Here is a 24,031-nt window from a genome sequence, read left to right on the forward strand (position 1 = left end):
TGTTAAATTTATATTAATATATTATAGAAAATATTAAATAAACTTAAATACCTAACGTAATCTTAAAGAATTTAGTACAACTGTTACTGAACTAAAACACATTGCCAAAGCTGCCAAATGCGGACTAAGACTTATAAATGGCACAAAACCTGCTGCAATAGGAATACACAAAGCATTATAAATAAAAGCCCAAAAAAGATTGAGCTTGATGATATTTTTAGTTTTTTGAGAAAGCTCAAAACAATAAGCTATTAAAGATAAATCATCTTTTATTAAAATCAAATCTCCACTTTTTTTAGCAAGCTCACTTGCTTTGGAAAAACTTATGCTTGCACTAGCTAAATTTAAAGCAGGAGCATCATTGATACCATCTCCTATAAAAAGCACTTTTTCTTTTTTAATTTTTTCTTTTATAAAATCAAGCTTTTGCTCGGGTTTTAAGTCAGAATAATACTCATCGATATTAAGCTCATTTGCTATTTTGGCAACACTTTTTTTATTATCACCGCTTAAAATAATACTTTTTACACCTTTTTGCTTTAAATTTACTATCAAGTCTTTAGCTTCGTTTTTAAGTTCATTTTTCAAGCAAACCCCACCAAGACAAATTTTATTTTTTGCAAAATACAAACATATAGGTGCTTGATCTTCAAATTCTTGCAAAAATTGTTTGCTTTTTTGTATATCAACACCATTTTCAAGCATTAATTTTTCATTGCCTATTAAATATTTATCTTCATTTTCCTCATAAAGCAAACCACTACCCACTAAAACACTTAATTTTCCTTGCAAATTTAAATTTGCATTCAATTCTTTAGTAAAAGCCTTTGCGATTGGGTGTGAGCTTAAATTTTCAATTTGCGTGAGTTTTTGAAAATTTTCTTGAGTTAGATCATGCTTATAAACACTTAAATCATCTTGACTTAAAGTGCCCGTTTTATCAAAAATAGCAAGTTTTATACTAGCTAAATTCTCTAGCACTGCTGGATTTTTCACTAAGATAAAATTTCTTGCTCCATTTGCTAAAGCACTAACTATGGCTATAGGGGTTGCTAAGCCCAAAGCGCAAGGACAAGAGATCAAAAGCGTAGCACAAGCATGTAAAAACGCTGCATTAATTCCTTCTTTAAAATACCAAAAAGCAAACACAAAAAGTGATAAAATTATAATACAAGCTACAAAATAAGCTGAAATCTTATTAGCTAAATTTGCTAAAGGTGTTTTGACATTACCTGCTTTAAAAACAAGATCTTTGATTTGTTCTAATGAACTTTCAATCGCCTTTTTATTAGCTTTAATCTTTAAACTTCCATTAACCAACACACTTCCTGCTAAAATCTCATCATCTTGCTTTTTTAAAAGTGGTAAAAACTCTCCTGTTAAAAAACTCACATCAACCTCAGCTTCACCCGCTATAATCACCCCATCAGCGACAACGCTTTCACCCTCTTTTACTAAAATCACATCATTTTCTTTTACAAAAGCACTGGGTATGCTTTTTATACTTCCATCTTCTAAGATTATATTAGCTTTTTTAATATCTATGTTTTTTAATTTATTTTGATACTCTAAGGATTTAAATTTAGCCTTTTCTTCTAAGTATTTACCTAATAAAACAAAGCTTATAATCATCGCTCCGCCACTAAAATACAAATAACCATCTTTGCTAAATACCTCAAAATACACAAAAAAAGAATATACAAAAGAAGTAAAGGCACCTAAGGATATCAAAGTGTTCATATCTAAATTTTTATGTCTTAATCCTTTAAGAGCGTGGATAAAAAAACCTTTTCCGCAATAAAAAATCGTTACCATAGATAAAAACATTTGAATTAAAGCAGAAACATTTCCTTGAACAAACATTTCAAAATACATCACAATAAAGCTTAAAATTATACTCATGATAAGCTTTGTTTTCATATTTTTAAGCTCTTTGAGTTTAAACTCGTATAAATTTTGCTCTTCTTGTAATATCTCAAAACCCAAAGCTTTGATTTTTTCTTTGATTTTTACTTCCAAGGATAAATCTTTAAGCAAAAACACCCCGCTAGAATTGACATAAGAAACACTTACATCTTCGACTCCATCAATTTTTGCACAAACTTTTTCTATAGCATTAGAGCAATTAACACAAGTCATATTGCCTATTTTTAATTTTAACTCATGCTTCATCTATCTCAAAACCTAAATCTTGCAATTGTTTTTTGAACTCTTCAACTTGTTCTGCTTTTAAATCAATCTCTATGCTTTTTGTTTCAACATTTATTTGCATAGCACCAAATTTATCTTCTAATGAAGCTTTGATTAAATTTACACAACTTTGACAATTAATATTTTTAGTTTTTATAATCATTTATTCTCCTTTTTCTCTGTATTCATATTTATGAGAGTGAAAAATTTTATTTTTTATAAATTTAAAGCCCATTTTTTCATAAAGCATTTTTGCATTTATATTTTCATCTTCTACGATTAATGAAAGCTTTTTACCATTTTTTAAAGCTTCATTGAAAGCACATTCAATCAATTTCTTAGCAATACCTTTTCCTCTTGCTTTTTCATCCACACAAATACTATCTAAGTAAAACTCATTTTCACATTCTTTTAAAACTTTTTCATTGATTCCTAAAAATTCTAAATGCTCATTTAAAGGCTTATCTAGCTCATCCGCCAAAGCCCCATCATAAAAACAAATCGCACCTAAAATTTCCCTATCTTCTTCATAAACATATATATTTTCATAGCTTAAACGATTATTTTCTTGAGTGAAGAAATTTTCTAAAACCTCTATGGCTTTTTGATGATCATTATAACCACTAAGTTTGTATATAAAATGATCCATTGCTAAAGCAAGCAATTGTATGCATTTTTTAACATCATCTTTTCTAGCTTTTCTGATCACTCTTTTACTCCTTTAAAATCAAATTTAGACTTCTTAGTTTATACTTTTAACTTTAAAACAATATAAGAAAGAGAGAATTTATGGGAAGAGCGTTTGAATATCGCAGAGCCTCTAAAGAAGCAAGATGGGATAAAATGAGCAAACTTTTTCCAAAACTTGCAAAGGCTATACAAGTAGCAGCAAAAGAAGGCGGAGCTGATCCTGATATGAATCCAAAGCTTCGTAGTGCCATAGCTACTGCAAAAGCTAATAATATGCCAAAAGACAATATCGATGCAGCTATTAAAAGAGCAAGTGGAAAAGATAGTGCTGATATTAAAAATATCCACTATGAAGGAAAAGCAGCACATGGAGCTTTAATCATTGTTGAGTGCATGAGTGATAATCCTACACGTACAGTAGCCAATGTAAAAGCGATTTTTAGCAAAAATGGTGGAGAAATTTTACAAAATGGCTCTTTAACTTTTATGTTTTCACACAAAGCTGTTTTTCATCTTGAAAAATATGATGGAGATTTAGAAGAACTTGAGCTTGAACTCATTGATGCAGGACTTGAAGAGCTTGAACAAAATGAAGAGGAATTACTAATTATAGGTGATTACATTGCTTTTGGTGAGCTTAGCAATGCCATAGAAAAAAAAGGTTTAGTGCTTAAAAAAGCAGGACTTGAATATCTTGCAAACAATCCTGTAAATTTTAGCGAAGAACAACTTCTTGATATTGAAAAATTGCTTGATAAATTAGAAGATGATGATGATGTACAAGCAGTTTATACTAATATAGAATAGGATCAAAAAATGCTTAAAAAAATCGACACAAAAAATGCAAAAAAATACAATTTTGCTATCATTAGCACCGAAAAAGGTGATATAAAATTAAAATTATTTCCTGATGAAGCACCGCAAACTGTGTGTAATTTTGCCAACTTAGCCAATGATGGTTTTTATGATGAGCTTGTTTTTCACCGCGTGATTCCAAATTTTGTGATACAAGGTGGTTGTCCTTATGGTATAGGCTCAGGTGGCCCTGGCTATGAGATAGAATGTGAATGTGACGATCAAAAACACAAGCACTTAAGAGGTAGCTTATCTATGGCTCACGCTGGCAGAGATACAGGCGGATCGCAATTTTTCATTTGTCACAGCCCACAGCCTCATTTAGACGGAGTGCATACTATCTTTGGGCAAATTAACCCTGAAGATAAAGAAAGTTTGGAAGTACTAGATAGCATTAGAGCAGGAGATAAAATCAAAACTATCCAAATTTTAGAAAAACTTTAATTTTACATCTCCTTAAAATTGTGCTATGATTTTTAAGGAGATTAATTATGCATTTTATTTTTATTTGTATTCATCTTATTTGCGCTGTATTTTTTATAGCCTATGTATTTTTTGATGTATGTGTTTATCGCTTTGCTTATCAACACGCAAACAAAGAAGATTGTGATAAAATCAAAAAAGCCTATACTAAATCAAGTATTTTTATTTTTGCTGGTATTTTTATCTTACTTTTACTAAGTGGATTTTATCTTTTGAGCTTTTATGAAATTAACTCTTTTTGGGATTTTTTTGCGAGTAATTTTGGCATATTTTTATTTATCAAGCTTTTATTATTAATAACAATGCTAGCTTTGACTTTTTATTCTTTATTTTTTATAAAAGTTTTAAAAAGAAAAGATCCTTTGAAATCTCACTTGATTGCATTGATTTTATGTATTTTAATAGTCATTTGTGCAAAAGCGATGTTGTATTTTTAAAACATTAAAACTAAACTTATATCATTAGCTTAAAAAATAAAGGTTATTTATGCTTGGTGATATTATAGATTTTTTACTCACTCTTGCAAAAGATTGGGGTTATTGGGGGATTATTTTTCTTATGTTTGTAGAAAGTTCCTTTTTTCCTTTTCCCAGTGAAGTAGTGATGATACCTGCTGGATATTTAGCCCATCAAAATGAACTTAACTTTTGGCTATGTCTGCTTTGTGGGACTTTTGGAGCTCTTTTAGGAGCTTTGCTTAATTATTATTTATGTTATTTTTTAGGACGGGAAGTTCTTTTGAAAATATGCAAATATTTTGGAGTTAATGAAGCAAAATTTGCTCAATTTGAGGCCTTTTTTAACAAACATGGTGAGATATCAACCTTTAGTGGTAGATTAATCCCTGGTTTGCGTCAGTATATTTCTTTACCTGCAGGATTAGCAAGAATGAATTTGAAAAAGTTTATATTTTATACTAGTTTAGGGGCTGGAATTTGGTGTTTAATTTTGCTTATATTAGGCTATGTTTTAGGTAAAAATGAAGATTTAATCAAAGAATATTTGCATTTTGTTATTGTAGCTTGTATTATTTTTGCCACTATGATTGTGGCTATTTATATCTATATCCAAAAAAGAAAAAAGATATCTTAAAATTTCATTTTTAAATACCTAGTTTCATTAGCTAGGTATTTTATTATTTTCTTTAATTTAATATATATTTTTCTAAAAACATTTAAATTTATATGATTTTATATTTGATTTTTGATAAAATCTTATAAAAATTATTTCAAAGAAAAAAGGTTATGCAAAAGCCATCTATTCAAAATTTAACGGATTTTTTAATCGAATACATTAGTGTTTTTCTAAGTGCTGGAACTTACACAGCAAGAGTAGCAAAGTGCGTTGGAAGGATAGCTAATGCATATGGTTATGAGATTAACATGAATTTTTTCTTTCACCATACCACACTAAATATTTTTGATAAAGATGATAATTCCATACAAAGAACCTATATCATACCTAATAAACACAATCACATTAACTTTAAACTTATTTTAGAGCTTAGTGCATTAAGCTGGCAAATTCATGATCGTAAATACAACCTAGAAGAAGCTAAATTTTCTCTTTTAAAACTCAAACAAAGCACAAGAAATCCTTTTTTAGCGAATTTATTTTTAGTATCAGTGGCAAATTCAGCATTTTGCAAGCTATTTGGAGGAGATTTTTATGGCTGTTTATTTGTATTTTTAGCTACTTTAGTAGGTTTTAGCTTAAGAGTTTTACTCACTAGAATAAAAATTGATTTAAGAATTCAATACATTATTTGTTCTTTTTTATCCTCTTTTATTGTATTTTTTGGGGTGGATTTAAAACTCGTGCAAGAAGCTAATGTTGCTTTGGGTTCTAGTATATTGTATTTAATTCCTGGGGTTTATTTTATAAACTCCGTTATAGACATTTTAAAAGATCATATACTTATGGGACTTAGTCGTATTATTAGTGTGGCAATATTAGTATGCTGTATTGCCATTGGAATTTACACTACTCTTGGTATTAATGATTTTGGGACTTTAAGATGATTGATTATTCTTCTATACTTTGGGATATGTTTTTTGCAGCTTTAACAGGTTTTGGTTTTGCTTATGTGTGTAATCCACCCTTTAAAACACTCATACTCTCAGCCATATTAGCCGCTATAGCTCATGGTATGCGCTTTACCTTGATGGGATATTTTGGCTTTCAAACCTTGGCTATTGCAACCTTTATAGCTTCTTTTAGTATAGGTTGTCTTGGTTTATTTTTAGCTAAGATTTTTAAAACACCTGCTGAAATCATAGCTTTTCCCGCTCTCATTCCTATGATACCTGGAATTTATGCATATAAGGCCATATTGTATTTAATTTCTTTTATACGCTCAGAAGATATTAGCGAAAAGACTAATTTCTTGATTCAATTTTTTGATCATTTTTTTACAACACTTTCAGTAACACTAGCCTTAGCAGTAGGAGTAAGTGTGACTTTGCTTTTATTTTTTGAGCAAAGCTTTATGATGACAAGAAGTATTAAAAAAAGTAAAAATCACGATCAAAATTAATCGTGATTCATTTTATTTTTTGCTTCTATCCCCATAAGCGCAAAAGCTGTTTTAACACTTAAAGCACATACGGCAAAAAGTTTTAAAAGCTCATCTTCATTATCTGAGCCAACTACTTTATTTTCATTATAAAATTTATGAAATAAAGAAGCTAAATTTTTTAAATAATCAGGAATTTTTTGCAAGGCTCTTGACTCAAATGCGTCATTAAGCACTGCTTTTAAATTTAAACTTTCAAATAAAAGATTCATACCATCTTCATTTAAACTCTCAAATTTAGCATGCATAACATCATCTACACTCTTACCTGCTTTAGCAAATACTTGATGAATTCTAGCATGAGCATAATTAATATAATACACAGGATTAGAGCTATCTTCTTTTTTAAACTCATCTACATCAAACTCTAAATGTGTATCACATTTTTTACTAATAAAAATATATCTTAACACATCACTGCCAAGCTCTTCTAAAACATCACCCATTAAGATGAAATTTCCTGCTCTTTTGCTCATTTTATAAGGCTCACCATTTTTTAATAATGAAACCATTTGCGCTAAGATAATTTCAAGATTTTGACTATCATGACCTAAAAATTCCATAGCAGCTTTCATTCTAGCTATATAGCCATGATGATCAGCTCCCCATATATTAATACACTTATCATAACCACGGCTCATTTTATCTTTATGATAAACTATATCAGCAGCTAGATAAGTTCCTTTTCCATCATCTTTAATAATCACACGATCTTTTTCATCGCCTTTAGCACTTGATGCAAGCCAGATTTTACCATCTTGTTCATAAGTACCACCATGCTCTTTTAAAGCTTTTAAGGTATTTTCTAATTCATTATAATAACTTGTTTCGCTCACATAAGTATCAATAAATATCTTAGCATCGGCCAAATTTTGCTTGATAATTTTAAGCATTTTATCCTTAGCCCAAAGTGCTAATTGCGGAATGTTTTCTTCTACAAAGAAATCTTTTTCAAAATCAACAAAAGCTTCTTTTGCTACATCTACGATATATTCGCCTTTATAATACTCATCAGGATATTGAACTTGCTCTTTTAAACAATGCTCTTTTACTGCAAGTAATATAGAAAGACCTAAAAGATAAATTTGATTACCTGCATCATTGACATAATATTCTGTATCAAATTTATACCCTAAATGCCTAGCAACTCTAGTTAAAGTATCACCAAAAATAGCCCCTCTAGCATGTCCTATGTGTAAAGGTCCTGTCGGATTTGCACTCACATATTCAAGTAAAAAACTCTGCTCTTTTTTATCATCTTTTGCAAAATTTTCACTATCGCCCAAAGCTTGCGTAGCCAAAGAATTTAAAAAAGCTTTTGAAAGTTTAAAATTTACATAACCATTTAAAGCCTCTACACTTTCAAAACAATCACAATCTTTTAACTTAGCAACAATATCATTGGCAATTATCATAGGATTTTGCTTTAATTCTTTAGCCAAAGAAAAAGCCAAAGGCGTGGCAAAATGAGCTAGATTTTTATTCTTGGGATTTTCTAAGATAAAATCTCTTCCTAATTTTTCTTTAATTTCTTTATAAACTAAAGTTTTCAATGTATTGCCTTAAGCTTTTTTTACTTCTTCGTTATTTTCTTTTACAAGAACATCTTTTTCATTGATTTTTTCAATTTTTTGCGCATCTTCTTGAACGATTTTTTTATCATCTTCTGTATTCATTTCATCTTTAAAAGTTTTAATACCTTTTCCTAAGCCTTTAGCAAGCTCTGGAATTTTTTTTGCACCAAAAAGTAACACTACTATAAGTAATATAATCAACCATTGAGTTCCGCTTGGCATATGCATTTTATTCTCCTTTATTCCATTGAATTTGAATTTGTTTTAAATCATGTTTTGTACTTTTTAATTTTGAAGCTTCAAAAACCGCTTCTAACTCCCTATAGCTTTTTTCAAGATCATCATTTATGATTAAAAAATCATATCGATCCAAATAAGCCATTTCATCACTAGCATTTTCCAATCTTTTGCTAATATCTTCTATTTTATCAGTATTTCGCTTAAGCAATCTTTTTTCAAGTTCTTTTTTATTTTTAGTTGTAATAAAAACAGAAGTAATATATTCAGGCATTTTTTCTTTAGCTATACAAAAACCTTGCACATCGATATCAAAAATGACACTTTTACCCTCTTGTAATGCTTTTTTCACAGGGATTAACGAAGTGCCATAATAATTTTTATGTACCAAAGCCCATTCTAAAAAATCACCTTTTTCTATACCTTGTTTAAATTCTTCTTCGCTAATAAAAAAATAATCTACTCCATTTTTTTCATTTTCTCTAGGAGCTCTTGTTGTACTTGAAATAGAAAAATAAATATTATCTTTTTCTTTAAAAAGCCTTTGAAGCAAGGTACTCTTACCTGCTCCACTTGGCCCTGAGATGATTAAAATTTGACCACTCAATGTTTATCCTCATCAAAGCTTATGTTAATGTTTATATTCATTTTCATGCCTTTTAAGGCTGCTTTTAAAGTATCATCGGTAATACTCGAAGTGATAGTTTGAGCTATGCTTTTACTAAGCTCATTTACCATTTCATCTTCTTGTAAATTCTCTGCTTTTTCTTCAGTGTTTACCTTGCTTATTTCTTTCTTTTCTACAATAGCTGGAGCAAGTTCTTCTCCTAAAGCTAACATAATATCATTTTCGTTTAAATTTGCAAATTCATCTTGCGTTTTATCTAAAACTTCACTCATATTTTCCTCTATATTTTCCTCATTCACATCGGCTTGTGATTTCATTTGTAAATCTTCACCCTCACTTAAATCCTGCATATCAAAATCACTCATTAAATTCTCATCAATATCACCAAATTCTTCATCTAGTTCATCAATAGCAGCTAATTCTTCTTTTATTTTATCTTGAGTGCTTAACTCCTCTTCTGGTTGAAAATCATCTATACTTTCATCTTCAAAAACCTCTTCTACTAAAGGTTCATTTTCTTCTGCAACACTATCATCATCTTTTGCTTCACCAATAAATTGAGCATCTTCAGGTAAATCATCAAAACTCATCTCTTTTTCGCTCATTTCTTCAACCATAGGTAAATCATCAAGAGAATCAAATTCGGCGGGGTTTTCTTCTATATTTTCTTCTATATTTTCTTCTATATTTTCTTCTATATTTTCTTCTATATTTTCTTCTATATTTTCTTCTATATTTTCTTCTATATTTTCTTCTATATTTTCTTCTATATTTTCTTCATGTTGTTCATCTACTAATGTTAACTTATCATCTAATTCCTTGTCAATATCAGCTTCATTTGATAATTTAGATTTATCTTCAACTTCTAATGAATTATCTAAATTTTCTTCAAAAAAATCTTCTTGCAGATTTAAATCATCTTCACTTAAACTTTCTTCATGCTCAGACAAATCAATACCAGCCAAAAGTTCATTTCCATCTAAAGGCATATCTTTATCAATTAAAACATCCTCATCAAAACTCAATTCATCTTCTTCTAAAGTGCTATCCTTACTTTCACTTAAAGTTTTTTCATTACCCAAAAGTTCTATAAAATCAGTCGGTAAAAAAGGCTTATATAAACACTCTACGCCTTCTACTTGCTCTTGGTTTCTAGGCAATAAATAAATCAATCTATTACATTTACTTTTCAATTCATCTAAATTGGCTTCAATATCATGATCTATGATGATAATATCATAAAAGTCTTCAAGTTCTTCAGCATTTGCAAGCTCTTCAAATTCATAACCTAGTTTTTGAACCCCCAAGCTAATTAATTTTGAAACAGCTACATTAGAATTTATCAGCACAACCTTCATCTGTCATCTCCCAAGTTAAAGAAATGTATTATTTTAAAACATTTTTAATTATTTATTGCTTATATATTGAAAAACAATAACTCCATATGCTCAAAACTTTTTAACATTAAATTTTTAAAATACTGCATCATGATGAGTAAAATAGCAATAAGCACTGCAAAAGATAAAAATATCTTGATAGGATAACCTACCACTAAAAGATTAAATTGTGGCATAGTTTTCATAAGCATACCAAAAATAACATCTGATAATAAAGATATTGCTAAAATAGGAAAAGCCATAGAAAAACCGAGCACAAAGATATTTACCATAGCTTTATTCAAATAAAGCATTAAATTCTCGTGCGGATAAAATCCACCCAAACTAATATAATCTAATGAACTAGATATAAAAAGCAATACCAAATGATGACCATCAAATGCTAAAAAAACCAACAATGCAAGCAAATTTAAAACTTGAGAAATTACTGGAGTATTAGCACCTGTAGCTGGATCTAAAATACTAGCCATAGAAAAACCCATGGTAAAAGAAATTTGCTCACCTGCCATTTGTAAAATGGCAAAAATCATTTGTAAAATTAAACCTGCAACCATCCCAAAAAGCACTTCACTTAAAAGATACAAAATAAAAAAAGAATCAGGTGTATTATTTTCAAGTTTTGCCAAAGGATATAAAAACATTGTTAAAAATAAAGCTAAAGTTGTTTTTACTACCAAAGGTATACTATTGTGAGAAAAAAAAGGGAAAAATACTATTAATCCACTCATTCTGGCAAATAAAAGCATGAAAATTACAACATTTTCATCGCCTAAATATTTAACAAATTCCATAATTACTTAAATGATAAATCCTATCACATTTTTTAGCAAGTTCTTGATCGTGAGTCACAAAAACTAAAGCTGCATTATTTTCTTTGACATAACTAATCAAAATATCTAACACATTTAAAGCATTTTTAAAATCTAAATTACCAGTAGCCTCATCAGCAAAAATGATTTTTGGTCTTTTACTTAAAACTCTAGCTATACTTACTCGTTGCTGCTGTCCACCACTTAATTTTGTGATCTTTTGATTCATTAAATCAACAATATCAAGTTTTTTTAATAACTCATAATCGATATTTTGCCTACTCAAAATACTTGCAAGCTCTATATTTTCAAAAGCTAAAAAACCTTTAAATAAATAATGCATTTGAAAAATAATCCCAAAATCTTTTCTGCGAATTTCTAATAAAGCTTCATCATTTAAGGAATACAAATCCTGATTATTATAAAAAACTTTTCCTGATTGAGGTTTTAACAAGGTAGATAAAATATGTAAAAGAGTAGATTTGCCACACCCACTACTTCCACATATTGCAATACAATCTTTTGCATTTAAAGTAAAATTTAGATTTTCAAAAAGCGGAATATCAAAACTATGGCTTAAATTTTCCGCTTTTAAAAGTTCCATTTTTAACCAATTTGCGCAGCAACTTCAGCAGCAAAATCTTCAGTTTTCTTTTCTAGACCTTCGCCCACTTCAAAACGAATAAATTCTACTATTTTAATAGTTCCACCAAATTCTTTTTCTTTTTCTGCAATTACTTGCTCGACAGTTTTTTTATCATCCATCGCATAAAACTGTCCCATTAGGGTAAGTCTACCATCAAGCTGAGAATTATCCGCTATAAAGCTATTTAGTTTACCTGGGATAATGTTAGGCCAAATTTTTTCTGGTTTTCCTTGTGCTTGAAGTTCAGCTTTAATAGCTTCTTCAGCTTCTTGGATTATCTCTTGAGTTAATTGCTTTCTACTTGCAAATTTTGGAATTTTAAGCTCTGGCTTATTAGGATCTTTTAATCTTCTTCTTTCTTCATTTTCTTTTTCCAACTCTGCAACTAAAGCTTTATATTCATTTTCTACAAAATCCATATCAAGCTCTTCATAAGATAAATAACTTGGTTTCATTGCAGCAATATGCATACAAAGGTGTTTTAAAAATTCTCCACACTTATTAGCCGTAGCTTCACTATCACAAGCTGCAGCAATAATAACACCCACGCGTCCATTAGAATGAACATAACCATTTACTGCTCCACTAGCTCCAGCTTTTACAGTAGCAAATCTTCTTACAACTAAATTTTCACCTATAGTTGCAATTTGATTTTTTAAATATTCTTCAAATTTAACACCATTAATCTCACTTGAATGCAACTGCTCAACATTTTGAAGGCTTTTAGCTTGAATATGTGCTGTTGTATCTTTTGTTAAAGCAATAAATTGTTCATTTTTAGCAACAAAATCAGTTTCTGAATTGATTTCACTTACAGTTGCGCATTTTAAATCATCGCTTACTTTTACACTTACCAAACCTTCAGCAGCTAAACGATCGGCTTTTTTATCAGCTTTTCCAAGTCCTTTTTCTCTTAAAAGTTGTACTGCTTTTTCAAAATCACCATCTGTATCTTTTAAAGCATTTTTACAATCCATCATACCTGCGCCAGTACTTTCGCGCAGTTCTTTTACCATTTGTGCAGTGATTTCAGCCATTATTCTTTATCTCCTTCAAAATCTTCTTCACTCATAGCTTCTTCTAAAACTTCTTTTTTTTCTTCTTCAGAGATTGGTTGTTCTTCATTTGCTTCACCATCTTGCTCTCTTAAAGCTTTACCTTCATTGATTGCTTCAGCCATTTCTTGGCAGAAAAGTTGAACTGAACGAATCGCATCATCATTTCCTGGAATTGGGAAATCTACTAAGTCAGGATCGCAGTTTGTATCTAGTGGAGCAACCACAGGGATTTTTAATCTATTAGCTTCTTGTACTGCAATTTTTTCTTTAACAGTATCGATAACAAAAATCATATCAGGTTGGGTTTTCATATATCTAATACCACCAAGATATGCTAGTAATTTTTCTTTTTTTCTAGTAAGCATTAAAGCTTCTTTTTTAGTTAAAAGCTTAATGCTTCCATCTTCTTCCATTTTTTCTATAACTTCTAATTTTCTAATCGATTGGCGGATAGTTCCAAAGTTAGTCATCATACCACCAAGCCATCTATGATTTACATAAGGCATACCGCATTTTTCAGCATATTCTTTAATCGCTCCACCAGCTTGTTTTTTAGTACCAACAAATAAAATTGTTTTACCTTCTGCAGCAGCATCGCGAACGATGTTATATGTGTATCTAAAGTATCTAAGTGTTTTTTGTAAATCAATTACATAGATACCTTTTCTTTCTCCAAAAATAAATTTTTTCATTTTTGGATTCCATCTTCTTGTTTGGTGTCCAAAGTGTACACCACACTCTAATAAATCTCTCATGCTTACCATGAAATTCTCCTTGAAATAAAATAATTAGGTTTATTCCTCCGCATTCTTTAACCCATAAGCAACCTAATAAGGAAATTAATGCGTGTGAAATGAAAAAATATTATATCAAATTTTATTTTATATTTAGCTTATTATTGAAGAAAAAGAACGCCATAAGGCGTTCTTTGAGTAAATTAGTGTAGTTTAGACCAAACTGATCTTTTCCAACCTATAGCAAAAATACTTAAGATAGCAAAGAATATCATAATATAAATTCCTGTTTGCTCTCTTTCTTCTTTTTTACTATCACCAACTTTTTCAAGATAATTAATAACTTGGGTTTGTGCTTTTTCATTCAAACCAACTCTTGGCATAGCAGTTCCATGAATTTTCTTTTGAGGTTCATTGATGAAGATTTCAAGATAATGTGCACCTTTAGAACGAATCATCATAGATAAATCTGGAGGTGTCATACCAAGATAATTTTTTAAATCACTCATATTTGAGCTTGAAACAAAGCCATCATATTTTACATCATGGCATCTTCCACAAGCATTTTCAAATGTATGTTTGTTTTTAGCAAAATCAAACTCTTTTGCAATTAAAGCTGTTTTTGCTTGCTCTGAAAGCTCTTGATTTTTAGCATATTTTTCTTCTAAATCAGCTTTTAATTTTGCATCAAATTCTTTTTCATATTCACTAGCTGTATTTTTAAAGAATGCAATTAAATCTGCTAAATCTTGATTATCTTGTGTTTCATCGCCACTTAAAGGATAAGCAGGCATTAAGAATGGATTTTCATCATTAAATTTATGTGAAATTTGTAAAGCTTTAACCGGATCAATGATAAGTGCAGTTAAAAATTTCTCATCATAAATAGCACCTGCATCACTTAAATCAGGAGGTGTTACACCTAAAGAAGAATCTGTGATAGTAGCAGGAATTCCAGTGGCTTTTACACCATGGCATGCAATACAATTTCCTTCAAAAAGCTCTTTTCCTTTTTGTGCATTACCTTTGCTAAAATCGATTTTTGCGATTTTTTCCCATAATTGCTTAGTAGCTTCTTCTTGACTTTTTGCAAGCTCTAATGCTTTTTGAGCATTAGCTATAGCTTTTTCACTTCCTGAAGCATTAGCATCCACTGCTGCTTTTTCTTTTAAAGCAACTTCACCTTTGGTAAATTCTGCATCAGCTTTTGCAAAGTCAAAATTAACCGGAGTTGAAGGAGGATTCATCACTGAATGTGCATAAGGCTCAACCCCCCAATAAACTAAACCTGTGAAAAAGACAACTACAAAAAATATTTTTAATTCTCTCATTATTAGCCCCTTTTTCTTTCCATGATAGTAATAATTGGTAAGACTACTAACAATAATAGTAAAAATACCATAGAAGCGTAAAATCCTATCCAAGCATTAATTCCTGTTGGAGGAAGTTTTCCATAAACTGTTAGTACAATTAAATCTATCAATAACACCCAAAACCATACAAAAAACATTGGTCTTTCGTGTGCTGGTTTTACAACATCGCTTCTATCAAGCCAAGGTAATAAGAAGAAAATAATTTGTGCTATACCAAATGCTGCAAGTCCTATATCAAAAGCCTTAATGCTTCCAACATCAAAGAAAAATCCTCTTAAAACTTCATAACTCCATAAGAAATACCATTCAGGATAAATATGAGGAGGTGTTTTTAAAGAATTTGCTGGGTCAAAGTTGATTGGATCCATTGCAAAATTAAATTTAAAACATACCAAATAAAAGAAGAAAATCATAAATAGCGCAATATACATGAAATCTTTAGCTAAAAATCCTGGCCAAAAAGGAATAACTTTAGAACCTTTTGTATCACCTGCTAAATATTTTTCAGCTTCTAAATCAAAATCAATTTCTTCTGAAATTTCATTATTTACATGAGGAATTCTTAAAGAATAAAAGTGAAATGCAATAATTGCTAAAATCACGATAGGCAATAAACATACATGTAACATAAAAAATCTAGTTAAAGTTGGATCTGATACTGCAAAATCTCCTCTTATCCAAATAACCAACGCATCACCTATAAAAGGAATTCCACCAAAAAGCTGAGTAATAACTTGAGCAGCCCAAAAGCTCATTTGCCCCCAAGGCAACATATATCCACTAAATGCTTCTGCTGAAAATACAACAAATAAAAGCATACCACTAATCCAAATCATTTCGCGGCCTCTTTTATAAGAGCCATAATAAATTCCTGTTAGCATGTGAATATATATGATTAAAAATACAACTGAAGCAGCCACACCGTGCATATGACGCCAAAGCCAACCATACTCCACTTCTTGCATGATAGTCTTGTTAACACTATCAAAAGCCAAAGCTACATCTGGCTTGTAATACATTACCAAAAATAGACCTGAAATAAACAAAATAGCAAAAAGAGTGGTTAAAATAACACCCATTGCCCATAAGAAGTTAATTTGTTTTGGTATCCAATATTGAGCCATTAAAACATTAAAAAGCTTATTTACAGCTAATCTTTGATCAAGCCAATCCACAATACCATTTGCTTTTTTTATCTGTGCCATATTAAGCCTCCGCGATCATTTTTTTATATTCTGGACCTTCTTCGCCTAATACTAATTTTGTTCCATCAATTCTAAAAGGAGGAATGTCCAAAGGTCTTGGAGGAGGACCAAATACATTTTTACCACTGGTGTCAAATTCACCACCATGGCAAGCACACTTAAATAATTTTTCGCTTGGAGCGTAAGCTGGAATACAGCCTAAATGCGTACAAAGACCAATAACTACAGTATAAGCAACATCACCTACAACAACATCTCTATTGCTATCTTTTGCCATATCTGCATCTTTTTTTAAGATAAATATAGGCTTCTTACGCCATTCAATTGTTCTAAGCTCGCCCTCTTTCATGCCAGAAAGATCTACAGTAGTAATACCTGCTGCTTTTACACTTGGGAGTGGATCCCATGTTTTTTTCATTGCAACTAATGAAAAAGCACCACCCACAGCAGCTACCGTTCCAAAGGCAAAGCCCATAAAGCTTCGTCTACTTTCAGATGTAGCCATTTTACTTCCTTTGTTTTGATTTTTTTGTAAAACTTAGCAGTTTATCTAAAAAATGATAAATTTTTTCTTTGGTATAAAAAGCTTGATTTAAGATATATGGATATTTATTTAAAAACAAAAATAAATGTTTGTTTTAAATCATAACAATAGATAAATTTATTATTATCTATTGTTTTTTCATTTTGATATAAATATGTAAAATATCCAAAGCAGCAGGAGTAATACCGCTAATTTGCGAAGCAGCAAAAATAGTTGGTGGATTAAATTTTTGCAGTTTTTCCACTACTTCATTACTCAATCCACTCACACTTTTAAAGTCAAAATTTTCAGGGATTTTCAAATCATTTAAATTTTTCATTTTTTCAATTTGTGCTTTTTGCATTGCAATATAATGATAATATTTTGCTTCATTTAAAATTTCATTTAAAGAATACTCGTCCATATTTTTAAACATTTCATCTAAAGCTTTTAATTTTTCTATATTAAAACTAGCTCTTGCGACAATTTTTTGTAAACTCACTATTGAAGTAATCTCTTCCTCTTCAATGCTTTGTAAAAATTCATTATTTTGCTTACTTGGTGTCCATGTAGTTTGAAGTAAAAACTCAAGTCCTTTATCAACATTTTGTTTTATATTTTCAATATATGCATAATCTTCTTGACTTAAAAGTTTAAAATTATATCCATATTCTCCAAGTCTTAAAATGGCATTTTCTTCTCTTAAAAGCAATCTATACTCAGCTCTTGAAGTAAACATTCTATAAGGCTCTTTAGTGCCTTTCATCACTAAATCATCAATCAACACCCCTATATAAGCCTCATCACGCCTTAACACAAAAGGATCTTTTTCATCAATTGCTAAAACCGCATTCACTCCTGCCATAAAACCTTGCGCAGCAGCTTCCTCATAACCAGTGGTTCCATTAATTTGCCCAGCACAATATAAATTTTTAATCTTTTTGGTTTCTAAAGTATGTTTTAGTTCTGTTGGGTCTATATAATCATACTCTATAGCATAGCCAAAACGCGTGATTTTAGCATTTTCAAAACCTTTTATACTTCTTAGCATTGCAATTTGCACTTCATAAGGAAGCGAGGTAGAAAAGCCATTGATATAATATTCAGTCGCATCTTTAGTTTGTGGTTCTATAAATAAATGATGACTTTCTTTATCACCAAAACGATTAATCTTATCTTCTATAGAAGGACAATATCTTGGTCCTATACCTTCAATTTGCCCTGTAAAAAGCGGAGCACGGTAGAAATTACTTTTTATAATCTCATGTGTTTTTAAATTTGTTCTTGCTATATAACATGGAAGTTGATTAGGCTTGAAATTTTTTGTTTTAAAGCTAAAAGCTTTAGGATTTTCATCTCCAGGTTGAATTTCTAAAACACTAAAATCGATACTTTTAGCATCAACCCTTGGGCAAGTTCCTGTTTTTAATCTTCCTACTTTTAAACCACTTTGTTTTAAGTAATCTCCCAAATTTACAGATGCAAGCTCACCTACCCTACCTGCTTGAAGCTTAGTTTCACCTATATGGATAAGTCCATTTAAAAAAGTTCCTGTTGTAAGTATGATTTTTTTAGCAAAATATGTATTTTCTAAATTAGTTTTAACCCCTTTAAGCTCATCATTTTCAACAATCAAAGACAAAGCTTGCTCTTGAGAGATTTCTAAATTTTCAAGTTTTAAAAGCATATTTCTAGCACAAATTCTATAAGCATCCATATCAATTTGTGCTCTACTTCCGCGCACTGCAACACCTTTGCTTTCATTTAAAATTCTAAATTGAATTCCAGCCTCATCGGTAATTTGCCCCATAAGTCCACCCATAGCATCAAGCTCTTTTACCAAATGTCCTTTTGCTAAACCACCTATAGCAGGATTACAACTTGCAGCACCAATTTGCTCGATTAAAGTAGTTAAAAGTAAAGTTTTTTTACCCATTCTAGCAGCCCCGGCACTAGCTTCAACTCCAGCATGCCCACCACCTATTACGATTATATCATACATATTTTGACCTCATTTTTATAAAAAGGCAAAAATTATATAATATTTTTTAAAATAAAACACTAAAAATACTTTTTGAAATTTAAAAGTTTTAGATAAAATCTCATAAAAATTAAAGGTATTGAATGTTTAATGGATTAATCCGCGAATTAGCCTTTGTCAAATCATATCAAAACAACACTTTAAGATTAAAAGCAAACTACAAACCAAAACTAGGCGATAGTATTGCTGTCAATGGTGCGTGTTTGAGCGTAATAAAACTTTTTGATGATGGTTTTAATCTTGAGCTTTCTTATGAAACAAGAACTCACATAGCTATTGAAAATTTAAAAGATTATGTGCATATTGAACCTGCGCTAGCTTATGGCGATAGAATAGATGGACATTTAATGCAAGGGCATATTGATGGTATAGGTGAAATTACTAATATTTCTAAAAAAGAAAACGGGGTTGATTTTTATATTAAATGTCCTGATGATATACAAATTTATATGGCCAACAAAGCAAGCGTAGCCATAGATGGGGTGAGCTTAACTATCAATGAAGTTTTAAAAGATGGTATTCGTTTGACTATTATTCCTATAACCTTTAATGAAACCTTGTTTAAAAACTATACCATAGGAAGACGCGTGAATATAGAAAGTGATCTTTTAGCAAGATATATACACAGACAATTAAATTATAAAAAAGAAATTTCATGGCAACAAATAGACAAAATTACATCACTTTATTAGAAAATGATTTTGCAAAAGCTTTTGTAACTTTTGATCAAGATTATAATATTTTTAGAGCAAAAATTCATGATAATATTTTTCCTTGGGAAAATTCTATAAAAAAGTGTGTATTTTTAAATCAAATTCATTCTAATATCATTACTCAATACAATAAAGATTTTCACTTTAATGCTGATGGGGTAATTAGTAATGAAAAAAATGTAGCTTTGTGCATTTTAAGTGCTGATTGCTTACCTTTGCTTTTATATGATGATAAAAATAAAGCCATAGCAGCTTTACATTCAGGCAGAAAAGGATGTTTTGAAAATATCTTAAAAGAAGCTGTTTTAAAAATGCAAGAAAGTTTTAACACTCAAACCAAGAATTTAAAACTCATCATTTCAGCAGGAATTTGTGCTAAAAATTATGAAATTAATGGCGAGGTTTTAAACTACAGCAAAGAAAAATTTGCACCTTTTTTACATGAAAATAAGCTTGATTTAAAAGCATTAGTTAAATTTCAAGCAAAAGAATTAGGTGTTAATGATATTTTTGATATCAGTCTTTGCACCTTTGATGATAAGAGATTTTTTTCTTATAGAAAAAACCAAACTCCAAAGCGCATTGTTAGCGTGATTTATTTAAAGGATTAAAATGTATGAAGTAAAAAATTTGCTTGCTTTGAAAATTTTACAAAAGGCTAGAGAATTTGGTGATAATGACTTAAGCAACGAAGTTTTAATCACTCAAATGCTAAATCATACCTCACAAACTCTAAATCAAAACGATACTAAAAATTTAAATAAATTTATCACAACACTTATAAATGCCAAAGAAAAGGCTAAAATGAGTAATAAATAATTTTAATTTTTCCAAGTTAAAATAAATTTTGTTCCTTTATTTAGCTCACTTTCTACTTTTATGTTAATGTTATGATCTTTACAAATTTTATCCACTAAAGAAAGCCCTATACCAAAACCACCTTGATTTTCATTAAATCTTGAATAACGCTCAAAAATGTTGGCCAAATTTTCCTTTGCTATACCACAGCCACTATCTTCTATTATAAGTCTTTGCTCCAAAAGCATTATTTTAATATGTCCATTTTTTACATTATATTTTATAGCATTATTAACAAGATTATCAAACATTTTAAAAAACTGCTCTTTATTGGCATAAATTTTTCCATCATCTTCCAAGCTAAGCTCTAAATTGATATTTTTTTGCTCCAAAAATATCTTAAAATACTCCATTCTTTCTTTAATCAAATCTTTTAAAAATATCCAATCCTTTTTAGCCTCATAAGCTTGAGAAAAATTTAAAAAAGTTAAATCTGAATACAAATGACTCAAAGTCAAAGCAGCTATTTTTACACGCTTTAAAGCTTTGAGTTCTTCAAAATTCTTTTTTCTTTCTAAACCTTCTACACTCATTAATATCGCACTAATTGGAGTATTAATCTCATGAGTGGTATCTTTTATAAAATTATTTAAAAATCTTATTCTCATTTCTAAAGGCTTGAGTGCAAATTTTAGTATAAAATAAGCCATTATACTTACAAAAATCAAAGAAAAAACCATAGCCAAAGCTACTTTAAATCTTATAAATCCAAGTTCTTTGGAGATATCATCACCTTGTACTAAAACCCTCAAACGATTAACATCACCTAAGACCTCCAAAGCATCTTGTCCTTGAGTATTTGCAAGCAATAAATTATTTAAATTTACATCAGCTACATAAATTAGAGTGTTATTATTATAAATATTTGCGTTATTAAGTTTAAAAAATGTTGTTTGAGCAGGCAAGTCAAGATTAGAAAAATAAACTTTTGTTCTATCAAATATTGCAAATTTTATATTAGAAATTTGAGCAATTTTTCTAGCACCTTTTTCTATAGGCTCAAAACGTAACTTTTCCATTTGTAAAATTACAAAACGATGTTCTTGTCTTAATTTTATGCTATGTTCGGCTATTAATTCTTCTATTAACTTTGCATACCATACGCCAAAAAGTACTATAAGAACACTTCCTATACTCACTAAATACAAAGAAAGAATTTGCCATGCAACGCGCTTGGCTTCATACATAACAATACCCTCTTCCTCTTTGGTTGACAATACTATCTTTACCTAAAATTTTTCGTAAATTTTTTACATAAGCTCTTAAGCTAAGTTCACTTGGCTCCTGATCATACTCCCAAATTTCTTCAAAAATACAAGCAGTATCTATAAATTTACCTTTATTTTTTAAAAGCAAAGATAAAAGCTTTAATTCTTTTAAAGGCAGAGTTAAAGGCTTATCGTCTTGATATAAAGTTTGTGAAACAAAAGCAAATTTAAAACCATTTCCCAAGTCTTCATAATCTTCATTTTTATGAGCAAAAGAACGCTTTAAAATAGCATTAATTCTTATTTTTAACTCCTGCAATTCAAAAGGCTTTTTAATATAATCATCACAACCGCTTTCAAAACCTTTTTGTAAATCCATAGTAGTATTTAATGAAGTCATAAAAATAGCTGGAGTATATTTGCCAGCTTCTCTTAAATTTTTAAGCACACTAAAACCATCACCTTGTGGAACTTTTACATCTAAAATCCATAAATCAAAATTTTTCTCATAAGCTTTATCTTGCGCATCTTGAGCATTATCCACTAAAGTAACTATAAAACCTTCTTCTTCTAAAAATTCACTAACAATTTCTCCTAAATTAATATCATCTTCTAACAAAAGAATTTGTGTAGCCATTTTTAACCTTTTTATTATATTTTACTTAAAACATTATATTTTTTTTGTGTAAATTGAGTGTGAATTTAGTAGAATTAAAGCAAAATATTTATAAAATATTAACTATTTTATAATTTATACTGTTAGGATTTTTATGTTACCTGAATGGGATCAAAAATACAGCATTAATAATGAAAAAATTGATAAACAACATAAAAAACTTTTTGAACTTGCTGCTAGAGTTGAAGAAATTTCAGATAAACCAATTTGTCAAGTCGAACTTAAAAAATAGTTGCTGATTTTTTTCACTATATTAAAATTCATTTTCAAGATGAAGAAAACTACATGGCTGAGATTAATTATCCTTACTTAAACCAACATAAACTCATGTATAAACAAATCACAAAATCTATGATAAAACTCATACAAAGCATAAAAAGCACCAATGACCTAAAAGAAAAATTATACATAATGGTTAATTCATGGCTTATAGAACATATCATTCAGCATGATATGATGATACAGCATTAGAAACAAAGTATGCAAACAAAAAATTCTTCAGATAACTTTAAAGAAGAAAAACTAAAAATAAAAAATTTCTTATATCAATGCCAATGCGAAGGTAGAATTCGTAAAGTTTCTTATGAAATTCATTTAAAAATGCAGTATTCTAAAGTACAATTTAAATGTAAAAAAATGCTCTACTAATTTAATTTTATGTAAAGAAAAAACCGAAATTTAATAAAAATTAATCATAATTTAAAATATTGTAAATTATAATACATCAAGAACTCTCCCACAAACCAAACAAGGGGTTTTAGTATGTTACCAAAATGGTGCGACAAATATAGTATTCACAATGAAGAAATCGACAAGCAGCACCAAAAACTTTTTGAGCTTGCTGCCAATGTTGAGATGATTTCGGATAAACCTATTCACAAAGGACAGATTAAATTTTTACTTGCGGATTTTTTCAATTACATGAAAGAACATTTTGCCGAAGAAGAAAAATATATGGCAAAAATAGGCTATCCTGAACTTGCTAATCATCAAAAAATTCATAAAAGTATCATACAGTCCATGATAGATTTGATCCAAAATTTAAAAAGTACTAATGATTTAAAAGAAAAACTTAATATAATTGCATCCAAATGGCTTTTAGAGCATATTTTAAGAGAAGATATGAAAATAGAAAAATGGCACCAAGCCCAACTTAGCAAAAAAGACAAAAATACAAACCTAGGTGAATTGCAAGAATTTTATGAATACATTTGTTCTTGCACAGATAAAATTCATAAAGTTCCTTATGAAATTCATCAAAAAATACAAACAACTAACACAAATTATAAATGTAAAGCTTGCCAAGAAGCAATAAGACCAAAATAAAGGCTAGACAATGAATAAAAGATACACTCTAACTCTTTCAGAAGAACTTTACGAGCGCTTAAATCAAACTGCAAAATTTTCTAAAAAGAAAAAGGCTGAAATTTTACGCAATGCTTTAGAAAATTATCTTGATGAAATGGAAGATTTCGTTCCTGCTATAGAGGCTTTAGAAGATTTAAAAGATGGAGATAGTAAAAAATTAGACAGTGTTATTAAAAAATTAAAATGCTAA

General features: G+C 29.7%; 31 protein-coding genes. 14 read left to right on the forward strand and 17 right to left on the reverse strand.

Annotation, left to right across the window (positions count from 1 at the left end; all coding sequences use genetic code 11):
- Window positions 1-51 precede the first annotated feature (51 nt).
- Genes L8U41_RS03835 through L8U41_RS03845 form a run of 3 tightly spaced genes read right to left on the reverse strand, consistent with a single transcriptional unit; the run spans window position 52 to window position 2,899 of the window.
- Complete coding sequence (locus L8U41_RS03835; RefSeq protein WP_263727861.1) at window positions 52-2,172, reverse strand: heavy metal translocating P-type ATPase; 2,121 nt, start codon at window positions 2,170-2,172, stop codon at window positions 52-54.
- Entirely contained in the window at window positions 2,162-2,353 is a 192-nt protein-coding gene (locus L8U41_RS03840; protein WP_263727862.1) for a heavy-metal-associated domain-containing protein, read from the reverse strand. Before L8U41_RS03840 ends, L8U41_RS03835 begins: the two co-directional genes overlap by 11 nt.
- Window positions 2,354-2,899 carry a GNAT family N-acetyltransferase gene (locus L8U41_RS03845; protein ID WP_263727863.1) on the reverse strand — a complete coding sequence of 182 codons (546 nt, stop codon included), beginning with the start codon at window positions 2,897-2,899 and terminating at the stop codon, window positions 2,354-2,356. It lies immediately after the preceding gene.
- A gap of 80 nt (window positions 2,900-2,979) precedes the next feature.
- Here L8U41_RS03845 and L8U41_RS03850 point away from each other — a divergent pair, with 80 nt between their 5' ends.
- From L8U41_RS03850 to L8U41_RS03875, 6 genes are all read left to right on the forward strand, one after another.
- A complete protein-coding gene (locus L8U41_RS03850; protein WP_263727864.1) occupies window positions 2,980-3,687 on the forward strand; it encodes a YebC/PmpR family DNA-binding transcriptional regulator in 708 nt (235 codons plus the stop codon).
- Between the two features lie 9 nt (window positions 3,688-3,696).
- Window positions 3,697-4,179 (forward strand): peptidylprolyl isomerase, encoded by a 483-nt coding sequence (locus L8U41_RS03855; RefSeq protein WP_263727865.1) that lies wholly within the window; start codon window positions 3,697-3,699, stop codon window positions 4,177-4,179.
- Between the two features lie 47 nt (window positions 4,180-4,226).
- On the forward strand, window positions 4,227-4,655 hold the full coding sequence (locus L8U41_RS03860) for a trehalose-6-phosphate synthase (RefSeq protein ID WP_263727866.1): 429 nt from the start codon (window positions 4,227-4,229) through the stop codon (window positions 4,653-4,655).
- 49 nt (window positions 4,656-4,704) lie between these two features.
- The gene (locus L8U41_RS03865) at window positions 4,705-5,310 is read left to right on the forward strand and encodes a DedA family protein (RefSeq protein ID WP_263678813.1); all 606 of its coding nucleotides are present in this window, start codon (window positions 4,705-4,707) and stop codon (window positions 5,308-5,310) included.
- A gap of 152 nt (window positions 5,311-5,462) precedes the next feature.
- Entirely contained in the window at window positions 5,463-6,239 is a 777-nt protein-coding gene (locus tag L8U41_RS03870; RefSeq protein ID WP_263727867.1) for a threonine/serine exporter family protein, read from the forward strand.
- Window positions 6,236-6,754 carry a threonine/serine exporter family protein gene (locus L8U41_RS03875; protein ID WP_039618755.1) on the forward strand — a complete coding sequence of 173 codons (519 nt, stop codon included), beginning with the start codon at window positions 6,236-6,238 and terminating at the stop codon, window positions 6,752-6,754. Before L8U41_RS03870 ends, L8U41_RS03875 begins: the two co-directional genes overlap by 4 nt.
- Here L8U41_RS03875 and argS read toward each other — a convergent pair.
- The 12 genes from argS to mnmG all read right to left on the reverse strand — a co-directional run bounded on the left by argS (window position 6,751) and on the right by mnmG (window position 18,979).
- Window positions 6,751-8,346, reverse strand: coding sequence for an arginine--tRNA ligase (gene argS, locus L8U41_RS03880; RefSeq protein ID WP_263702168.1), 1,596 nt, complete (start codon window positions 8,344-8,346; stop codon window positions 6,751-6,753). The genes L8U41_RS03875 and argS overlap by 4 nt on opposite strands.
- 9 nt (window positions 8,347-8,355) lie before the next feature.
- The gene (locus L8U41_RS03885; RefSeq protein ID WP_039618758.1) at window positions 8,356-8,595 is read right to left on the reverse strand and encodes a twin-arginine translocase TatA/TatE family subunit; all 240 of its coding nucleotides are present in this window, start codon (window positions 8,593-8,595) and stop codon (window positions 8,356-8,358) included.
- Between the two features lies 1 nt (window position 8,596).
- Window positions 8,597-9,211, reverse strand: a complete 615-nt coding sequence (gene gmk / locus L8U41_RS03890) for a guanylate kinase (protein ID WP_263663070.1) — start codon at window positions 9,209-9,211, stop codon at window positions 8,597-8,599.
- Window positions 9,208-10,590 carry a hypothetical protein gene (locus tag L8U41_RS03895; protein WP_263727868.1) on the reverse strand — a complete coding sequence of 461 codons (1,383 nt, stop codon included), beginning with the start codon at window positions 10,588-10,590 and terminating at the stop codon, window positions 9,208-9,210. Before L8U41_RS03895 ends, gmk begins: the two co-directional genes overlap by 4 nt.
- 59 nt (window positions 10,591-10,649) lie before the next feature.
- Window positions 10,650-11,420 carry a flagellar biosynthetic protein FliR gene (gene fliR, locus L8U41_RS03900; RefSeq protein WP_263664301.1) on the reverse strand — a complete coding sequence of 257 codons (771 nt, stop codon included), beginning with the start codon at window positions 11,418-11,420 and terminating at the stop codon, window positions 10,650-10,652.
- Window positions 11,407-12,042, reverse strand: coding sequence for an ABC transporter ATP-binding protein (locus L8U41_RS03905; protein ID WP_263664302.1), 636 nt, complete (start codon window positions 12,040-12,042; stop codon window positions 11,407-11,409). The genes fliR and L8U41_RS03905 overlap by 14 nt, the downstream gene beginning before the upstream one ends.
- Before the next feature lie 2 nt (window positions 12,043-12,044).
- Window positions 12,045-13,121, reverse strand: a complete 1,077-nt coding sequence (tsf, locus tag L8U41_RS03910; RefSeq protein ID WP_263664303.1) for a translation elongation factor Ts — start codon at window positions 13,119-13,121, stop codon at window positions 12,045-12,047.
- On the reverse strand, window positions 13,121-13,906 hold the full coding sequence (gene rpsB / locus L8U41_RS03915) for a 30S ribosomal protein S2 (protein WP_012661799.1): 786 nt from the start codon (window positions 13,904-13,906) through the stop codon (window positions 13,121-13,123). Before rpsB ends, tsf begins: the two co-directional genes overlap by 1 nt.
- Before the next feature lie 173 nt (window positions 13,907-14,079).
- On the reverse strand, window positions 14,080-15,207 hold the full coding sequence (locus L8U41_RS03920) for a c-type cytochrome (RefSeq protein ID WP_263727869.1): 1,128 nt from the start codon (window positions 15,205-15,207) through the stop codon (window positions 14,080-14,082).
- 2 nt (window positions 15,208-15,209) lie between these two features.
- Window positions 15,210-16,454 carry a ubiquinol cytochrome c oxidoreductase, cytochrome b subunit gene (locus L8U41_RS03925; RefSeq protein ID WP_039668616.1) on the reverse strand — a complete coding sequence of 415 codons (1,245 nt, stop codon included), beginning with the start codon at window positions 16,452-16,454 and terminating at the stop codon, window positions 15,210-15,212.
- Window position 16,455: 1 nt separating this feature from the next.
- Window positions 16,456-16,959 (reverse strand): ubiquinol cytochrome c oxidoreductase, 2Fe-2S subunit, encoded by a 504-nt coding sequence (locus tag L8U41_RS03930; protein ID WP_039618773.1) that lies wholly within the window; start codon window positions 16,957-16,959, stop codon window positions 16,456-16,458.
- Window positions 16,960-17,125: 166 nt separating this feature from the next.
- Entirely contained in the window at window positions 17,126-18,979 is a 1,854-nt protein-coding gene (gene mnmG / locus L8U41_RS03935) for a tRNA uridine-5-carboxymethylaminomethyl(34) synthesis enzyme MnmG (RefSeq protein ID WP_263727870.1), read from the reverse strand.
- Window positions 18,980-19,101: 122 nt separating this feature from the next.
- Here mnmG and ribE point away from each other — a divergent pair, with 122 nt between their 5' ends.
- From ribE to L8U41_RS03950, 3 genes are read left to right on the forward strand one after another with little or no spacing between them, the layout of a single operon-like run.
- Window positions 19,102-19,710 (forward strand): riboflavin synthase, encoded by a 609-nt coding sequence (gene ribE / locus L8U41_RS03940; protein ID WP_263727871.1) that lies wholly within the window; start codon window positions 19,102-19,104, stop codon window positions 19,708-19,710.
- The gene (gene pgeF / locus L8U41_RS03945; RefSeq protein WP_263727872.1) at window positions 19,674-20,342 is read left to right on the forward strand and encodes a peptidoglycan editing factor PgeF; all 669 of its coding nucleotides are present in this window, start codon (window positions 19,674-19,676) and stop codon (window positions 20,340-20,342) included. The genes ribE and pgeF overlap by 37 nt, the downstream gene beginning before the upstream one ends.
- 1 nt (window position 20,343) lies before the next feature.
- Entirely contained in the window at window positions 20,344-20,550 is a 207-nt protein-coding gene (locus L8U41_RS03950; RefSeq protein WP_263687289.1) for a hypothetical protein, read from the forward strand.
- Between the two features lie 2 nt (window positions 20,551-20,552).
- Here L8U41_RS03950 and L8U41_RS03955 read toward each other — a convergent pair whose 3' ends face one another.
- Both L8U41_RS03955 and L8U41_RS03960 read right to left on the reverse strand, forming a co-directional pair.
- The gene (locus L8U41_RS03955; protein ID WP_263727873.1) at window positions 20,553-21,806 is read right to left on the reverse strand and encodes a sensor histidine kinase; all 1,254 of its coding nucleotides are present in this window, start codon (window positions 21,804-21,806) and stop codon (window positions 20,553-20,555) included.
- Window positions 21,769-22,434, reverse strand: a complete 666-nt coding sequence (locus L8U41_RS03960) for a response regulator transcription factor (RefSeq protein WP_214118110.1) — start codon at window positions 22,432-22,434, stop codon at window positions 21,769-21,771. Before L8U41_RS03960 ends, L8U41_RS03955 begins: the two co-directional genes overlap by 38 nt.
- Before the next feature lie 133 nt (window positions 22,435-22,567).
- Between L8U41_RS03960 and L8U41_RS03965 the strand changes: the two genes are divergently transcribed.
- From L8U41_RS03965 to L8U41_RS03985, 5 genes are all read left to right on the forward strand, one after another.
- The gene (locus tag L8U41_RS03965; RefSeq protein ID WP_263727874.1) at window positions 22,568-22,705 is read left to right on the forward strand and encodes a hypothetical protein; all 138 of its coding nucleotides are present in this window, start codon (window positions 22,568-22,570) and stop codon (window positions 22,703-22,705) included.
- 53 nt (window positions 22,706-22,758) lie between these two features.
- Window positions 22,759-22,944, forward strand: a complete 186-nt coding sequence (locus tag L8U41_RS03970; RefSeq protein WP_263727875.1) for a hypothetical protein — start codon at window positions 22,759-22,761, stop codon at window positions 22,942-22,944.
- A 9-nt stretch (window positions 22,945-22,953) separates the two neighbouring features.
- Window positions 22,954-23,121: a hypothetical protein gene (locus L8U41_RS03975; RefSeq protein WP_263727876.1), complete on the forward strand. Its 168-nt coding sequence runs from the start codon at window positions 22,954-22,956 to the stop codon at window positions 23,119-23,121.
- Window positions 23,122-23,235: 114 nt separating this feature from the next.
- Window positions 23,236-23,799, forward strand: a complete 564-nt coding sequence (locus tag L8U41_RS03980; protein ID WP_263703147.1) for a bacteriohemerythrin — start codon at window positions 23,236-23,238, stop codon at window positions 23,797-23,799.
- Window positions 23,800-23,809: 10 nt separating this feature from the next.
- Window positions 23,810-24,031 (forward strand): ribbon-helix-helix protein, CopG family, encoded by a 222-nt coding sequence (locus L8U41_RS03985; RefSeq protein WP_263664313.1) that lies wholly within the window; start codon window positions 23,810-23,812, stop codon window positions 24,029-24,031.

The organism is Campylobacter sp. RKI_CA19_01116, from assembly GCF_025771405.1.
In the GTDB taxonomy this organism is placed as follows: domain Bacteria; phylum Campylobacterota; class Campylobacteria; order Campylobacterales; family Campylobacteraceae; genus Campylobacter_D.

Coding starts and splice junctions, on each gene's coding strand:
- L8U41_RS03960 (WP_214118110.1), bottom strand. CDS start 22,434: ATGGCTACACAAATTCTTTTGTTAGAAGATGATATTAATTTAGGAGAA.
- L8U41_RS03975 (WP_263727876.1), top strand. CDS start 22,954: ATGCAAACAAAAAATTCTTCAGATAACTTTAAAGAAGAAAAACTAAAA.
- L8U41_RS03855 (WP_263727865.1), top strand. CDS start 3,697: ATGCTTAAAAAAATCGACACAAAAAATGCAAAAAAATACAATTTTGCT.
- L8U41_RS03865 (WP_263678813.1), top strand. CDS start 4,705: ATGCTTGGTGATATTATAGATTTTTTACTCACTCTTGCAAAAGATTGG.
- mnmG (WP_263727870.1), bottom strand. CDS start 18,979: ATGTATGATATAATCGTAATAGGTGGTGGGCATGCTGGAGTTGAAGCT.
- fliR (WP_263664301.1), bottom strand. CDS start 11,420: ATGGAATTTGTTAAATATTTAGGCGATGAAAATGTTGTAATTTTCATG.
- pgeF (WP_263727872.1), top strand. CDS start 19,674: ATGGCAACAAATAGACAAAATTACATCACTTTATTAGAAAATGATTTT.
- L8U41_RS03985 (WP_263664313.1), top strand. CDS start 23,810: ATGAATAAAAGATACACTCTAACTCTTTCAGAAGAACTTTACGAGCGC.
- tsf (WP_263664303.1), bottom strand. CDS start 13,121: ATGGCTGAAATCACTGCACAAATGGTAAAAGAACTGCGCGAAAGTACT.
- ribE (WP_263727871.1), top strand. CDS start 19,102: ATGTTTAATGGATTAATCCGCGAATTAGCCTTTGTCAAATCATATCAA.
- L8U41_RS03965 (WP_263727874.1), top strand. CDS start 22,568: ATGTTACCTGAATGGGATCAAAAATACAGCATTAATAATGAAAAAATT.
- L8U41_RS03840 (WP_263727862.1), bottom strand. CDS start 2,353: ATGATTATAAAAACTAAAAATATTAATTGTCAAAGTTGTGTAAATTTA.
- L8U41_RS03885 (WP_039618758.1), bottom strand. CDS start 8,595: ATGCATATGCCAAGCGGAACTCAATGGTTGATTATATTACTTATAGTA.
- L8U41_RS03875 (WP_039618755.1), top strand. CDS start 6,236: ATGATTGATTATTCTTCTATACTTTGGGATATGTTTTTTGCAGCTTTA.
- L8U41_RS03970 (WP_263727875.1), top strand. CDS start 22,759: ATGGCTGAGATTAATTATCCTTACTTAAACCAACATAAACTCATGTAT.
- L8U41_RS03835 (WP_263727861.1), bottom strand. CDS start 2,172: ATGAAGCATGAGTTAAAATTAAAAATAGGCAATATGACTTGTGTTAAT.
- L8U41_RS03980 (WP_263703147.1), top strand. CDS start 23,236: ATGTTACCAAAATGGTGCGACAAATATAGTATTCACAATGAAGAAATC.
- L8U41_RS03870 (WP_263727867.1), top strand. CDS start 5,463: ATGCAAAAGCCATCTATTCAAAATTTAACGGATTTTTTAATCGAATAC.
- L8U41_RS03905 (WP_263664302.1), bottom strand. CDS start 12,042: ATGGAACTTTTAAAAGCGGAAAATTTAAGCCATAGTTTTGATATTCCG.
- L8U41_RS03895 (WP_263727868.1), bottom strand. CDS start 10,590: ATGAAGGTTGTGCTGATAAATTCTAATGTAGCTGTTTCAAAATTAATT.
- rpsB (WP_012661799.1), bottom strand. CDS start 13,906: ATGGTAAGCATGAGAGATTTATTAGAGTGTGGTGTACACTTTGGACAC.
- L8U41_RS03930 (WP_039618773.1), bottom strand. CDS start 16,959: ATGGCTACATCTGAAAGTAGACGAAGCTTTATGGGCTTTGCCTTTGGA.
- L8U41_RS03860 (WP_263727866.1), top strand. CDS start 4,227: ATGCATTTTATTTTTATTTGTATTCATCTTATTTGCGCTGTATTTTTT.
- L8U41_RS03925 (WP_039668616.1), bottom strand. CDS start 16,454: ATGGCACAGATAAAAAAAGCAAATGGTATTGTGGATTGGCTTGATCAA.
- L8U41_RS03950 (WP_263687289.1), top strand. CDS start 20,344: ATGTATGAAGTAAAAAATTTGCTTGCTTTGAAAATTTTACAAAAGGCT.
- L8U41_RS03920 (WP_263727869.1), bottom strand. CDS start 15,207: ATGAGAGAATTAAAAATATTTTTTGTAGTTGTCTTTTTCACAGGTTTA.
- L8U41_RS03850 (WP_263727864.1), top strand. CDS start 2,980: ATGGGAAGAGCGTTTGAATATCGCAGAGCCTCTAAAGAAGCAAGATGG.